11 protein-coding genes and 1 pseudogene are annotated in these 12,885 nt (G+C 65.1%); 4 read left to right on the top strand and 8 right to left on the bottom strand.

Annotated features, from left to right (window positions below; genetic code table 11):
- Nucleotides 1–185: 185 nt before the first annotated feature.
- The 5 genes from WCZ84_RS11955 to WCZ84_RS11935 all read right to left on the bottom strand — a co-directional run bounded on the left by WCZ84_RS11955 (nucleotide 186) and on the right by WCZ84_RS11935 (nucleotide 6,475).
- Complete coding sequence (locus WCZ84_RS11955) at nucleotides 186–1,382, bottom strand: ABC transporter substrate-binding protein (RefSeq protein WP_372686506.1); 1,197 nt, start codon at nucleotides 1,380–1,382, stop codon at nucleotides 186–188.
- Between the two features lie 193 nt (nucleotides 1,383–1,575).
- Nucleotides 1,576–2,391, bottom strand: a complete 816-nt coding sequence (locus WCZ84_RS11950; protein WP_372686507.1) for an ABC transporter ATP-binding protein — start codon at nucleotides 2,389–2,391, stop codon at nucleotides 1,576–1,578.
- 11 nt (nucleotides 2,392–2,402) lie between these two features.
- Nucleotides 2,403–4,220 (bottom strand): ATP-binding cassette domain-containing protein, encoded by a 1,818-nt coding sequence (locus tag WCZ84_RS11945; protein WP_372686505.1) that lies wholly within the window; start codon nucleotides 4,218–4,220, stop codon nucleotides 2,403–2,405.
- A gap of 4 nt (nucleotides 4,221–4,224) precedes the next feature.
- Nucleotides 4,225–5,262, bottom strand: a complete 1,038-nt coding sequence (locus WCZ84_RS11940; RefSeq protein WP_372686504.1) for a branched-chain amino acid ABC transporter permease — start codon at nucleotides 5,260–5,262, stop codon at nucleotides 4,225–4,227.
- Between the two features lie 43 nt (nucleotides 5,263–5,305).
- Entirely contained in the window at nucleotides 5,306–6,475 is a 1,170-nt protein-coding gene (locus WCZ84_RS11935) for an ABC transporter substrate-binding protein (protein WP_372686503.1), read from the bottom strand.
- A 214-nt stretch (nucleotides 6,476–6,689) separates the two neighbouring features.
- Between WCZ84_RS11935 and msrB the strand changes: the two genes are divergently transcribed.
- Genes msrB through WCZ84_RS11915 form a run of 4 tightly spaced genes read left to right on the top strand, consistent with a single transcriptional unit; the run spans nucleotide 6,690 to nucleotide 8,747 of the window.
- The gene (gene msrB, locus WCZ84_RS11930; protein ID WP_372686502.1) at nucleotides 6,690–7,085 is read left to right on the top strand and encodes a peptide-methionine (R)-S-oxide reductase MsrB; all 396 of its coding nucleotides are present in this window, start codon (nucleotides 6,690–6,692) and stop codon (nucleotides 7,083–7,085) included.
- Nucleotides 7,082–7,666: a septation protein A gene (locus WCZ84_RS11925; protein WP_372686501.1), complete on the top strand. Its 585-nt coding sequence runs from the start codon at nucleotides 7,082–7,084 to the stop codon at nucleotides 7,664–7,666. Before msrB ends, WCZ84_RS11925 begins: the two co-directional genes overlap by 4 nt.
- A complete protein-coding gene (locus WCZ84_RS11920; protein ID WP_372686500.1) occupies nucleotides 7,663–7,959 on the top strand; it encodes a BolA family protein in 297 nt (98 codons plus the stop codon). Before WCZ84_RS11925 ends, WCZ84_RS11920 begins: the two co-directional genes overlap by 4 nt.
- A complete protein-coding gene (locus tag WCZ84_RS11915) occupies nucleotides 7,956–8,747 on the top strand; it encodes a peptidylprolyl isomerase (RefSeq protein WP_372686499.1) in 792 nt (263 codons plus the stop codon). The genes WCZ84_RS11920 and WCZ84_RS11915 overlap by 4 nt, the downstream gene beginning before the upstream one ends.
- A 19-nt stretch (nucleotides 8,748–8,766) precedes the next feature.
- Here the strand turns inward: WCZ84_RS11915 and ligA are convergent, their stop codons facing one another.
- The 3 genes and pseudogenes from ligA to WCZ84_RS11900 all read right to left on the bottom strand — a co-directional run.
- The gene (ligA, locus tag WCZ84_RS11910; protein ID WP_372686498.1) at nucleotides 8,767–10,821 is read right to left on the bottom strand and encodes an NAD-dependent DNA ligase LigA; all 2,055 of its coding nucleotides are present in this window, start codon (nucleotides 10,819–10,821) and stop codon (nucleotides 8,767–8,769) included.
- Nucleotides 10,818–11,906: a cell division protein ZipA C-terminal FtsZ-binding domain-containing protein gene (locus tag WCZ84_RS11905; protein ID WP_372686497.1), complete on the bottom strand. Its 1,089-nt coding sequence runs from the start codon at nucleotides 11,904–11,906 to the stop codon at nucleotides 10,818–10,820. Before WCZ84_RS11905 ends, ligA begins: the two co-directional genes overlap by 4 nt.
- Before the next feature lie 16 nt (nucleotides 11,907–11,922).
- Nucleotides 11,923–12,885, bottom strand: a pseudogene (locus tag WCZ84_RS11900) (chromosome segregation protein SMC); the annotation flags it as partial.

Below are 12,885 nucleotides of genomic sequence, written 5' to 3'. Positions count from 1 at the left end.
CCGCGTGCTCGGCGAGTCCGTCACCATGGTCATCGGCGTCATCTTCATCCTTTGCGTCATGGCGTTTCGCCGCGGCATCGTCGGCGAGTGGCTGCACTGGCGCCAGCGCCGCGCCGCGGGGGGACAGGCGGCCGCCGGCCAGCCATGAACCCGGCCCGGCCCCAGCAGGGCCGGGTACGGGTCGCCTACGGCTTCATCAGCGGGCATTCGCTCTCGGATGCCGGCACCGACACCAGGCTGGCCGGCAAGGTGCGCAGGATCTTGTAGTAATCCCATGGCCCCTTGGATTCCTCGGGCGATTTCACCTGGATAAGGAACATTTCGTGGGCCATCCAGCCATCGGGCCGAACCACGCCATCTTGGGCGAAGAAATCATGGACTGGAAGCTCACGCATCTTCTGGGCAACGACCTTGCTGTCGGCCGTGCCGGCCGCCTTCACGGCCTTCAGGTAATGCAGGGTGGATGAGTACACGGCTGCCTGCACCATGCCGGGCATGCGGCCCGTCTTCTGCTCGAAGCGCTTGGAGAACTCGCGGCTGGCATCGTTGCGATCCCAGTAGAATGGCGTGGTCGCCACCAGGCCCTGGGCCTTGTCCAGCCCCAGGGCATGCACGTCGCTGATGACGATGCCCAGGGCCACCAGCTTCTGCCCGCCTTGGGTAATGCCGAACTCGGCAGCCTGCTTGATGCTGTTGATGGTATCGGCCCCCGCATTGGCCAAGGCGACCGCCTGGGCATGGGAAGACTGGGCCTGCAACAGGAACGACGCAAAGTCGGGGGCTGCGACGGGGTGGTAGACATCGCCCACCACTTCACCGCCATTTCTCTCCACGATATGGGTCAAGTCGGCCGCCAGCTGCTTGCCATAGGCGTAATCGGCCGCCAAGATGAACCACGTCTTTTCGCCCTCTTGTACCAGGCCTGTGGCCGTGCCCACGGCAGACGCATAGGTGTCGAAAGCCCAGTGGAAACCCGTCGGGGTACAGGCCTTGCCGGTCAGGGCCGCAGAAAAAGGCCCCGAGGCAATGGTGATCTTGCCTTTTTCAGCCGCCAGACCCTGCACGGCCAGCGCCACGGCCGAGTTCGTCAGGTCGGCCACCATCTCGACGTGATCCAGGTCGAACCACTTGCGCGCGGTCGACGTGGCGACATCGGTCTTGTTCTGGTGATCGGCCGACAGCACCTCGATTTTGCGGCCCAGGACTTCGCCGCCGAAGTCATCCACGGCCATCTGTGCCGCCGTCACCGACGTGATCCCGCCAAAGTCGGAATACAGGCCCGACTGGTCGTTGAGCACACCGATGCGCAGCGGGTCGTCCGCCGCCTGAACCACCACAGGAAAGGCTGCGGCCAATGCCAGGGTCATCAAGAGCTTCTTCATGGTTCGTCTCCGTTCAAATATTGCTTGGGGGTCAAAAAAACCGACATCCCGCGCAAAACGAGCACCACGAAACAGTGGCCAGGGCAGCCACGCGGAACACTTGTAACAAGACTAATCCCGTGATTACATGGATGTCAAGAATGCCCTGAAGGATCGGTCCGCCTGAAAAATACGGCCCTGAAAAGCACCGCCATCAAGGCGACGGATCGGCCTGCACGCCCCTGCCGGCCAGGCCCAGATAGCTTTCCACCACCCGGGGATGATCGGCCAGCATGGCGGCTGGCCCTTCCAGGACGACCGCACCTGTTTCCAGCACGTAGCCATGATCGGCCACGTGCAAAGCGGCACGCGCATTTTGCTCGACCAGCAGAATGGATACGCCGGTGCTGCGCAGCCGGGCGATGGTCTGGAAAATCTCGCGCACCACCCGCGGCGCCAGCCCCAGACTGGGTTCGTCGAGCATGAGCAGGGCTGGACGTGCCATGAGGGCCCGGCCAACCGCCAGCATCTGGCGTTCTCCGCCCGACAGCGTGCCCGCCGCCTGGGTCGCCCGTTCACGCAGCCGTGGAAACAAGGCATAGACTTCGTCCAGGGTGGCACGCCAGTCGGCCACCCCGGCACGGTACAGGCGAAAGCCGCCCAACAGCAGATTTTCACGCACGGTCATGCTGGCGAAAAGTTCGCGCCGCTCGGGCACCAGCGACATGCCCAGCGCCACGCGGTCTTCGATGTCGCGCCCCTGGACGGCCTCGCCATTGAAAAAGATCTCGCCGCTGCTGTGCCCCCGCTTGGGCAACGCCCCCATGATGGCGCCCAGCAACGTGGACTTGCCCGCCCCGTTGGCGCCGATGACCGTCACGATCTGGCCCCTGCCCACGGTAAGATCGACGGGATCCAGTGCCGCGACTTTGCCATAATGCGCCGACAGCCCGCGCACCGACAGCACGGGCTGCGGATCGGCCGGCCCGGGGGCGGCCGCTGGAGGGCCGCCAACCGGCTGGCCAGAGATGGACGGCGTGCTCACACGGGCTCCTTGGGGGCTTCACCGGGCCCCCCCCAGGTATCATCCAGCCCCCCCAGATAGGCTTCCAGAACGGCCGGATCCGACTGTATCCGGGCGGGCGGGCCTTCAGCCAGGCGAGTGCCGAAATCCATGACCAGGAGATGATCGGTGAGCCCCATGACGAAATCCATGTCATGCTCGACCAGCAGCAGGCTCATGCCTTCCTGACGCAGCTGATCGAGGACTTCGGCCAGTGCCTGCTTTTCCTGGTAGCGCAGGCCGGCGGCGGGTTCATCCAGCAGCAGCAAAATAGGGTCGCTGCACAGGGCCCGCGCGATCTCGACGATGCGCTGACGCCCCAGCGGCAAGCTGCCGGCAGGCCGGTCCATGACGTCGTCCAGCCCCACGCGCTTGAGCTGACGAGCCGCCTCGCGCAGCATGGAGGCCTCTTGGGCGCGATCGAGGCGCAAGGCAGCTGCCCAGGCCCCGGCGTTGCACCGCAGATGCGCACCCAGCGCGACGTTCTCGAGCACGCTCATGTCGGGCATCAGCTGCACGTGCTGAAAGCTGCGCGTCAGGCCCAGGCCCGCAATCCGGCGCGCACCCAGGCCGTCGATGCGCTGCCCCATGAAATGCACGGCCCCGGCCGTCAGCGCCTGGACCCCGCTGATCAAATCGAAGGTCGTGCTCTTGCCGGCGCCATTGGGACCGATCAACCCCATGATTTCACCCGCCCGCAAGGTGAAGCTGATGTCGTTGACCGCCACCAGGCCGCCGAATTCCTTGCGCACCTGATCGACTTCGAGCACAGGCTCGCCCGCCTGCGGCCGGGCGCGACTGGGCAGATCGGCCGCCGGCGCGCGCAGCATCGCCAGGCGAACCGGATCCAGCCCTTCCCCGGCGCGCCCCAGCCGGGCCAGAAGCGGCCATATCCCATCGCGGGCAAACTGCAGGACCAGGATCATCAGCACCCCGAAGGCCAGCAGTTCGACGTTCATTCCTGAACCCACCAGGCTGGGCATCAGATCCTGCAGCTGATCCTTTACGATCAGGATCACGGCCGCCCCCACCACGGCGCCCCAGACGCTGCCCGAACCCCCGACCACCGCCATGAAGAGGTATTCGATGCCGTAGCTCAGGCCGAAAGGGCTGGGACTGATCGCCCGTTGCATATGCGCATACAACCAACCCGACAGGCCGCCCAGCAGTGCGGCGTAGACGAAAATGACGATCTTGCAGTGCGCCAGGCTGACCCCGAAGGACTCGGCCATGGTCCCGCTGCGCAAGGCGCGGATCGCACGCCCGGGACGCGAATCGAGCAAGTTGTGCGTCGCCCACATCGACAGCAGCAACAATACCCAGATCAAGCCGTACATGGCGTCGGTGCTGCCCAGAGACCATCCGCCCACACTGAGCGGCGGGATCCCGGAAATGCCGTCGTAGCGCCCCAGGAAATCGAGGTTGCCGTAGACGTAATACAAAGCCAGGCACCAGGCGAGCGTGCACAGGGGCAGGTAGTGCCCCGACAACCTGAGGGTGATGGCGCCCAGCCCATAGGCGACCAGAAAGGTCAGCGTCAGCGCCGCCACCAACCCGAGCCAGGGCGACATCCCGCCCGCCGTGGTCAGCCAGGCCGTCGTGTAGGCCCCCAGGCCCACGAAGGCCGACTGCCCGAACGACGTCAGGCCCCCGATGCCGGTCAGCAATACCAGGCCCAGCACGACCAGGCTGTAGAGGCCGATATAGTTCATCTGCGTGATCCAGAAGGCCGGCACCAGCCAGGGCAAGGCAGCCAGCAGAACCAGCACGATGATCAGCAGGGGGCGGACGCGCATCGGCTCAGTCCTCTTCGTCCAGATGGACGCTGCCGAACGAGCGCCACAGCAGTACGGGAATGATCAGCGTAAAGACGATGGCCTCTTTGAAGGGGCTGGCCCAAAATGAGGCAAAAGCCTCGAGAACGCCGACGAACAAGGCACCCGCCGCTGTAATGGGATAGCTGACGAGGCCGCCGAAGATCGCCGCGACAAAGCCCTTCAGGCCGATCAGGAAGCCCGTATCGTAGTAAATGGTGGTGATGGCTGCGATCAGCATGCCCGAGAGGGCACCGATGGCGGCCGCCAGGGTGAACGTCAGGCTGCCCGCCATGCGGGTGCTGATGCCCACCAGGCGCGCGCCCCGCCGGTTTACGGCCGTCGCCCGCAATGCGCTGCCGTACAGGGTGCGGCTGAAGAACAGCCACAGGCCGCCGATCAGCACGATGCACGTGGCCAGCACGGCGAAGGTCTGGCCCGACCAGGCGACCGGCCCCATCTGCACCGAGCCCTCGACCAGCGGCGGCGTACGCCAGCCCTCGGCGCCAAAGAACACCAGCCCCAGCCCTGTCATGGCAAAATGCACGGCGACCGAAATGATCAGCAGGACCAGCACGCTGGCCTGCTCTACCGGCTGATAGACGAGCCGGTAGATCATGGGCCCCATGGGCACGACCAGAGCCAGGGAAAACAATACCCGTAGGAACAGGGGAACATCCGGCCCGGCTGCCCAGGGCGCGAGAGCCAGCAGCACCAGCGGCAGAACGAGCGCCCAGCCCAGCGTGCGCGCGTACCCCCTGAACCGGCGGGCCCGCCAGCAGCTGCCGGCCTCGACCACGCATACCAGGACCCCCATCAGGACCAGCAGCCAGGCCGTGCCGGGCACCTTGCCGTTGGCCAGAAAGGCCAGCGACAGGGCGCCGTACGTGACGAACTCGCCCTGCGGGATGAAAATCACCCGCGTGACCAGGAACACCAGCACCAGCGCCAGGCCCAGCAAGGCATAGATGGCACCATTCATGATGCCATCCTGCAGGAGGATCAACGCAATGGTCAGATCCATGGCGCCCCTGGGGCAGCGGGATCAGGACGAACCAGCCTGTGCATCAGAAGCCTGGCATGTACGTCCACTTGCCGTCGACCACCTGCACCAGCACCCGGCCCCGTTCATCCATGCCGGCGTGCTCGGTTTCGCTCATGTTGAACACGCCCTGCGAAGCCGGCAGCTCTTTGACCTGCTCCAGCGAATCGCGCAGCGCCGCACGGAACTCGGGCGTGCCGGGCTTGGCGCCCGTTTCCAGTGCACGCGGGATCGCATCGATGATCAGCTGGCCGGCATCCCACATGTGCCCGCCAAACGTGTTGATGGTGCCTGCGCCGTGCACGTCTTCATAGGCCTTCGTGTACTTGAGCGCACTGGCCTTGACCGGGTTGTCGTCGGGCAATTGCGCCGCCACCAACAGTGGGCCGGCGGGCAGGATCATGCCGTCACACGCCTTGCCACACACCCGCAGCACGTCGTTGTTGGCGGCACCGTGGGTCTGGTAGATCTGGCCCTTGTAGCCGCGCTCGACCAGCTCGCGCTGCGGCAGCGCCACCGGCGTACCCGAAGCGGCGATCAGGATGCCATCGGGCTGTTTGGAGAGCAGTTTCAGGATCTGGCCGGTCACGCTGGTGTCCGGGCGCGCAAAGCGTTCTTCGGCAACGAACTCGATGCCCTTGGCATCGGCGGCGGCTTTCATTTCCTGCGCCCAGCCGTCGCCATAGGCATCGCTGAAGCCGATGAAGCCCAGCGTCTTGACACCCTGCTTGACCATCGCATCCGCCAGAACGTTGGCCATCAGGACATCGTTCTGAGTGGTCTTGAACACCCACTTGCGCGGCCCGTCGACAGGCTGCACGAGCTTGGTGCCCGCAGCCACGCTGATCATGGGCGTGCCGGTTTCGGCCGCCACGTCGGACATGGCCAGCGAACCGGGCATCACCGAGGTGCCCAGCACCACATCCACCTGATCTTCGGCGGTGAGCTTGCGGATGTTCTTGACCGCCTGGGTGGTGTCGGTGGCGTCATCCAGTACGATGTACTGTACGCTCTGGCCGCCGATCTCGGTGGGCAGCAGGTTGATCGTGTCGCGCTCGGGGATACCCAATGAGGCGGCAGGCCCCGTTGCCGAAACCGTCACCCCCACCTTGATTTGTGCTGATACCGCCAACGGCAGGGCTGCCAATAAGGCTGCGGCCCCCAGGCTCATTCGAAAAAAACGCGTGAAAGTCATGTGTGTCTCCAGAGTTTCTGATGATCCGCCAAGGCCCCGAAGTGATCATTCGGCAAGCGACTGACCATGATCGCAGGGTCGGGCGTCATCTTATCGCAGTCAGCCACAATTTGCTTCATTATCGAACGCCAGGCAACAAAGCACGGCCGCCCAAGCCCGCACGAACGAAGTCGTTTAGAATGAAAGGTTCCAACTGCATACAGGACGGGTTTTCGTGAAATCAAGCCTGCACGACGACGCCCACTGGAAGGCACGTCTTTCCGCCGAAGAATTCGCGGTGACACGGCTCAAGCATACCGAGCGCCCCTTTTCCGGCCGTTACCTGGCCACTACCGCGGCCGGCACCTATGTCTGCGTATGTTGCGGCACCCCACTGTTCGCCTCGAGCAGCAAGTTCGATGCGGGGTGTGGCTGGCCCAGCTACTTCGAGCCCCTGGCGCCCGATCGGGTCCGCGAAGAACGCGACACCAGCCATGGCATGGTGCGCACCGAAATCCTCTGTGCCCGCTGCGATGCGCACCTGGGGCACGTGTTCCCAGATGGCCCGCCGCCCACTGGCCTGCGCTACTGCATCAACTCCGTTTCACTCAAATTCGTCCCGGCCGAATGAAAAAACTGCTCTTCGACCTGTTCCCCCTGATCCTGTTCTTCGTCGCCTTCCGCGTCGCGGACATCTACGTGGCCACGGGGGTGGCCATGGCCGCGGCGATCCTGCAGATCGCCTGGCTGCGCCTGACGCACCGGGCCATTGAAGCCACCCACTGGATCAACCTGACCGTGATCGTCGTGTTCGGCGGCGCGACCCTGTTACTGCACGACGACACCTTCATCAAATGGAAGCCCACCGTGCTGTACTGGCTGTTTGCCGCCATCTTGGCCGGCGCCCGGCTGTTCACGGGCCGCAACCTCATGCGCAAGCTGATGGGCGAAAAAATCGATCTCCCGGAACACCTCTGGAACCGGCTCAACGACAGCTGGGTCCTGTTCTTCACAGGCTCGGGCGCACTCAATCTGTACGTGGCCTTTTCAGGCCGGTTCACCGAGTCGCAGTGGGTCAATTTCAAGGTGTTCGGCCTGCTGATCCTCTTGCTGATTTTCGTCGTTCTGCAATCCCTGTGGCTGGGCAGGCATCTGCAGACCGAGACCGCGGACCTGCCCGCCAATGAGGATCAACCAGGAAACCCCTCATGACTGCGTCCACCCGCCTGGCGCCCGAAGACCTGCATGCCGAGCTGCTGCAGCGCTTCCAGGCGCTCGACCCGACCGAATGCACCCTGACCGACGAATCACACCGCCACCGCGGCCACCCGGGCGCTCGCGGCGGCGCACGGCACTTTCACGTCCGCATCGTGTCCAAGCAGTTCGAAGGGATGAGTGCGCTCGCGCGCCATCGCAAGGTTCTCGGCTGCGTCCAGAGCCTGATGCCCCATCCTGTCCATGCCCTGGCCATCCAGGCCCTCACACCTACTGAAGGAAACACATGAAACGCATTGTTGTCGCTGCCCTCGCCTGTACCCTGGCCTTTCCGGTCCTTGCCAAGGACATCGCCACCGTCAACGGCCAGGGGATCTCACAAGAGAATCTCGACCAGTTCGTCAGTCTGCTCATCGAGCAGGGGGCGCAGGACACCCCGCAGCTGCGCGACCAGGTCAAGCAGGAAATGATCAGCCGGCTGGTCGCCGTCCAGGCGGCCGAAAAGGCAGGCCTGCAAAAAGAGCCGGCCATCCGCATGGAAACCGAGCTGGCCACGCAAGGCATCCTGGTGCGCGCCCTCATGAGCCGCTACCTGAAGGACCACCCCATCACCGAGGCGGACCTGCAAAAAGAATACGACACCATCAAGGCCGAACAAGGCGATCGCAAGGAATACAAGCTGCGCCATATCCTGGTCAAGGCCGAAGATGATGCCAAGGCGCTGATCCAGGCCATCAAAGACAAGAAAACCACCTTCGAGGACGCCGCAAAGAAAGATTCCATCGATCCGGGCAGCGGCCAGAACGGCGGCGAGCTGGGCTGGGGGCCCAGCAGCAACTACGTGCCCGAATTCGCCGCGGCGGTCGAGTCGATGAACAAGGGGGACCTCACCAACGCGCCCGTGCAGACGCAGTTCGGCTGGCATGTGATCGAAGTCGAGGACACCCGCCCGGTGGCCTTTCCGTCCTTTGACGAAGCCAAGCCCCAGCTGGAAGAAATGATGCGCCAGTCTGCGCTGGCCGAATATCAGAAAAGCCTGATGGAATCGGCCAAGATCGTCGAAACCCCGGCGAACTGACGCCCCGGCCCGGCGGCGATCAGCCGCCCAGCAGGGCCAGCAGGCCCGGTTCGTCCAGAACCTGCACGCCCAGCTCGCGGGCCTTCGCCAGCTTGCTGCCGGCGTCTTCGCCGGCCACCACCCAGGCCGTCTTGCGCGACACCGAACCACTGACCTTGCCGCCCGCCGCCAGGATGCGCTGCGTCGCCTGGTCGCGCGTCAGGGTGGGCAGCGTGCCGGTCAGGACCAGGGTCTTGCCGCTCAGGCTGGCTACCCGCTCGGGTGGCGCATCGGCTTGTGGCTGCACGCCAGCCGCATAGAGCGCCTCGATCACATCGCGGTTATGGGCCTCGTCGAAAAAGCGCCGGATGGACGCCGCCACGACGGGGCCGACCTCCGGCACCTGTTGCAGGTCGTCGGCCGACGCCGCCATGATGGCCTGCAGAGAGCCGTAATGGCGCGCCAGATCCAATGCCGTGGTCTCGCCCACGTGCCGTATGCCCAGCGCATACAGCAGGCGCGAAAGCAGGGGCCGCCGACTGCGGTCGATGGCAGCCACCAGGTTGGCCGCCGACTTCGCCCCCATGCGCGGGTAGGCGGCCAGTTCCAGGGCAGTCAGGCTGAACACGTCTGCCAGGGTGCGCACACGACCGCTGTCCACGAGCTGATCGATCAGCTTGTCGCCCAGGCCGTCGATGTCCAGAGCCTTGCGGCTGGCTGCATGCCAAAGCGTCTGTTTGCGCTGCGCCGGGCAGAACAGACCACCCGTGCAGCGATGGATGACCTCGCCCTCGGGCCGCTCGATGGCCGAGCCACAGACGGGGCACACCGGGCACGCTGCGAGCAAGTCGAACGGCGCCGTGCCAGGCGGCCGTAGTGACTGCACCGGGGCCACGACCTCGGGGATGACGTCGCCCGCCCGGCGCACGACCACTGTATCACCCACGCGGATGTCCTTGCGACGGATCTCATCTTCGTTGTGCAAAGAAGCACTGGTGACCGTCACCCCGCCCACGAACACGGGCTGCAGGCGGGCCACGGGTGTCAGGGCGCCGGTACGCCCCACCTGGATCTCGATACCCTCGAGCAGCGTCGTTTCTTCTTGTGCCGGAAATTTGTGGGCGATGGCAAAACGTGGCGCCCGCGCGACGAACCCCAGTACCGCCTGGGCAGGCAGTGAATCGACCTTGTAGACCACGCCATCGATTTCAAAGGGCAGCTGATCGCGCGCCTGCGCTGCCTGCACATGGAAATCCAGCAGGGCCTGCACGCCCCGGCACAGCCTGCGCCCAGGACTGGTGGCCAAGCCAAACCCCGCCAGCCAGTCGAGCATGGCCGCATGGCTGTCGTGGGGCTGCCAGTCGTGCCCGGCCGGCGCCTGCACCTGGCCCCAGCCATAGGCATAAAAGCGCAAGGGACGCTGGGCCGTGACCCGGGCATCGAGCTGGCGCAGGCTGCCTGCGGCCGCATTGCGCGGATTGACGAACGGCCGGTCGCCCCGCGCCACTTGCGCTTCGTTGAGCGCAAGAAAATCGGCCCGGGTCATCAGGACCTCGCCACGCACCTCGAGTACGGCCGGTGCGGGCGGCCCACCGAGACGCAACGGCACGGAACGCACCGTACGCATGTTGGCCGTGATGTCTTCGCCCTGCAGGCCGTCACCGCGCGTGGCCGCCTGCACGAGCAGCCCGTGTTCGTAGCGCAGGCTCACCGCCAGGCCATCGAACTTGTATTCAGCCATGTACACGACCGGCGCACCGGCCAGAAGTCCGGCTGGACCCAGCGTGCCCGAAACCCGTTCATCAAAGGCCCGGATTTCGTCGTCATCGAATGCGTTGCCCAGGGACAGCATGCGCACCGCATGCTCAACCGGCGCAAAATGGCGCGCAGGGACCGCGCCCACCCGCTGAGTCGGCGAATCGGGCGAGATCCAGTCGGGATGCGCCGCCTCCAGCTCACGCAGACGCTGCATCAGCGCGTCGTACTGGGCATCCGAAACGACTGGCGCATCATCAACGTAATAGTGTCGATTGTGACGCTCGATCTCGAGGCGCAAGGCATCGAGTTCCTGCCGATCCGCTGGGGCATCGCTCATGAGAATACCCGGGCCGCCCGCTCCGATCCGGCCAGGAAGCCGGCCTCATCCAGACGATGGTAGAGCGCGTTGATCTGCTGGTCGATCGTCGCCGCCGAGCTGTCGTGGAACGTGCGGCCCTGGTCATCCAGCACCTCGGCATCCAGACGCGCGGCCAGATCCCGCCCCACCGACAACATGCGGCTGAAGGCCTGGTCATCAGGCAGGCTGTTGGGTACGTCGAGCAGCAAATCCACCCGATCGAGCGGTTGATCGTCCGGCCCATCGATCTGCAGCGTGAAATACGGCTGGCCAGTCTCCGAGAGCCAGGTCAGCCCCCCCTGCCGTGCCTCGAACCCGGCCTCGGCCGCCACCTGCCGGATCTGCCGGGCCGGCTGTGGCCGGGGCAATTGCAGGATCAGGCCAACCTGCGCATCCAGCGCCGCACACCGGGCATCGAGCGCAGCCGCCTGTTGCAGCACCTGGCTTTGCTCGGGCCCTTCGATCATACCGTCGAACTGTTCGGCCAAGGTCTGCGCCAGAGCCCACACATGGGACCAGTCGATGTCCGTCAGGGGGCCGCTGCGATTGGCCAGCACCACGGCCAGGTGCACGGAGCTGTACTGCTCATCGGCCCGCACGCCCTGGGCGTGCCCCCCCTGCGCGCGACCGGCGAAATAGCGCACGGGCTTCTTGCACATGCGGGTGCCTTTCGCCAACGCCGCACCAAGGTATTCGCCCGACACTGGATGGGCAAAGGCGATATCGATGACGGCCTCGGAGGTGGCATCCACATCGGGCGCCTCATCGAGCGCCGTAGGCTGTGCCGGTACCGGGCTGGCCGCCGACGCCACCGGCTGCGCCGCGAGCGATGCCGGGCTGGGCGGCGACCCGGCGGCGCCACCGGCCGACCCATCGGCCGGCGACGGCCCAAGCACCGGCTCGCGCCGCTCTGCCGCGGGCTGCATGAGCACATCGTGATCCGTCTCGGGCAGGGATTGGCGCATGCTGCGCCGGGCCCGCCAATCTTGCCAACCGTTGTACAGCACAACAATAACGATCAACACCACCCCGATCGTGATCAGCAAAATCTGCAAGTCTGTCATAAAAACCCCTTTTGCTTCAGGCCAGCGGCGTGGCCCATTGCAACGCCGCTTCCATGTCCACCGCCACGATCCGTGACACCCCTTGCTCCTGCATGGTCACACCGATCAGCTGGCGCGCCATTTGCATGGCAATTTTATTATGCGAGATAAAAAGGAACTGCGTCTGCGTGCTCATGCTGCGCACCAGCTCCGTATAGCGCTGTGTATTGGCATCGTCCAGCGGCGCATCGACCTCGTCGAGCAGGCAGAACGGCGCCGGATTCAGTTTGAACAGCGCGAACACCAGGGCAATGGCCGTCAGCGCCTTTTCCCCGCCCGACAATAGATGAATGCTGGTGTTGCGCTTCCCGGGCGGCTGGGCCATGACTTGCACGCCCGAATCCAGGATTTCGTCTCCGGTCATGATGAGATGCGCCTGCCCCCCACCAAACAACTGCGGAAACAGGCGGCCGAAGTGGCCGTTCACCTGCTCGAACGTGTCGGCCAGCTGTACCCGGGTTTCCTGGTCGATCTTGCGAATCGCGTTTTCCAGCGTCTCGATGGCCGCCAGTACATCGTGGTGCTGGACTTCCAGAAAGCCCTTGCGCTCCTGCAACGCAGCCAGTTCTTCGAGTGCCGCCAGATTGACCGCCCCCAGGGATTCGATCAGATTGGAGAGGCGCCCGACCTCGGCCTGCAGCCAGTCAGGATCCTGCCAACACGGCTCGGCCGCGTGATCTGCCAGGGCTTGCCGCAGGGACTTCGGATCCGCCCGCGCGGCGGCAAGCTGGGCCGCGTGCTGTTCCGCAGCCAGACGGGCGGCCTGTTCATCCAGCTGCAGGGCCGTGATCCGGCTGCGCAGGGGCTCCAGGCTTCGCTCGAGCGTCAGGCGGGCCTCATCCGCCTTGCGCAGATCCTGCGCCGCCTGCTCGAGCACCTGCCTGGCACGCTGTACGGCGGTTTCGCACCGGACCCGCTCTTCGAGGGCCTGCTGCAGAAT

This window comes from Castellaniella sp. (genome assembly GCF_041675725.1).
GTDB lineage: Bacteria > Pseudomonadota > Gammaproteobacteria > Burkholderiales > Burkholderiaceae_B > Castellaniella.
This window is presented reverse-complemented; position numbering and strand designations above follow the sequence as displayed.

What these genes read in the sequence shown, in the direction of transcription:
- WCZ84_RS11915 (WP_372686499.1), top strand. Translation starts at nt 7,956, where the DNA reads ATGAAACGCATTGTTGTCGCTGCCCTCGCCTGTACCCTGGCCTTTCCG.
- WCZ84_RS11935 (WP_372686503.1), bottom strand. Translation starts at nt 6,475, where the DNA reads ATGACTTTCACGCGTTTTTTTCGAATGAGCCTGGGGGCCGCAGCCTTA.
- WCZ84_RS11905 (WP_372686497.1), bottom strand. Translation starts at nt 11,906, where the DNA reads ATGACAGACTTGCAGATTTTGCTGATCACGATCGGGGTGGTGTTGATC.
- ligA (WP_372686498.1), bottom strand. Translation starts at nt 10,821, where the DNA reads ATGAGCGATGCCCCAGCGGATCGGCAGGAACTCGATGCCTTGCGCCTC.
- WCZ84_RS11955 (WP_372686506.1), bottom strand. Translation starts at nt 1,382, where the DNA reads ATGAAGAAGCTCTTGATGACCCTGGCATTGGCCGCAGCCTTTCCTGTG.
- WCZ84_RS11945 (WP_372686505.1), bottom strand. Translation starts at nt 4,220, where the DNA reads ATGCGCGTCCGCCCCCTGCTGATCATCGTGCTGGTTCTGCTGGCTGCC.
- WCZ84_RS11925 (WP_372686501.1), top strand. Translation starts at nt 7,082, where the DNA reads ATGAAAAAACTGCTCTTCGACCTGTTCCCCCTGATCCTGTTCTTCGTC.
- WCZ84_RS11940 (WP_372686504.1), bottom strand. Translation starts at nt 5,262, where the DNA reads ATGGATCTGACCATTGCGTTGATCCTCCTGCAGGATGGCATCATGAAT.
- WCZ84_RS11920 (WP_372686500.1), top strand. Translation starts at nt 7,663, where the DNA reads ATGACTGCGTCCACCCGCCTGGCGCCCGAAGACCTGCATGCCGAGCTG.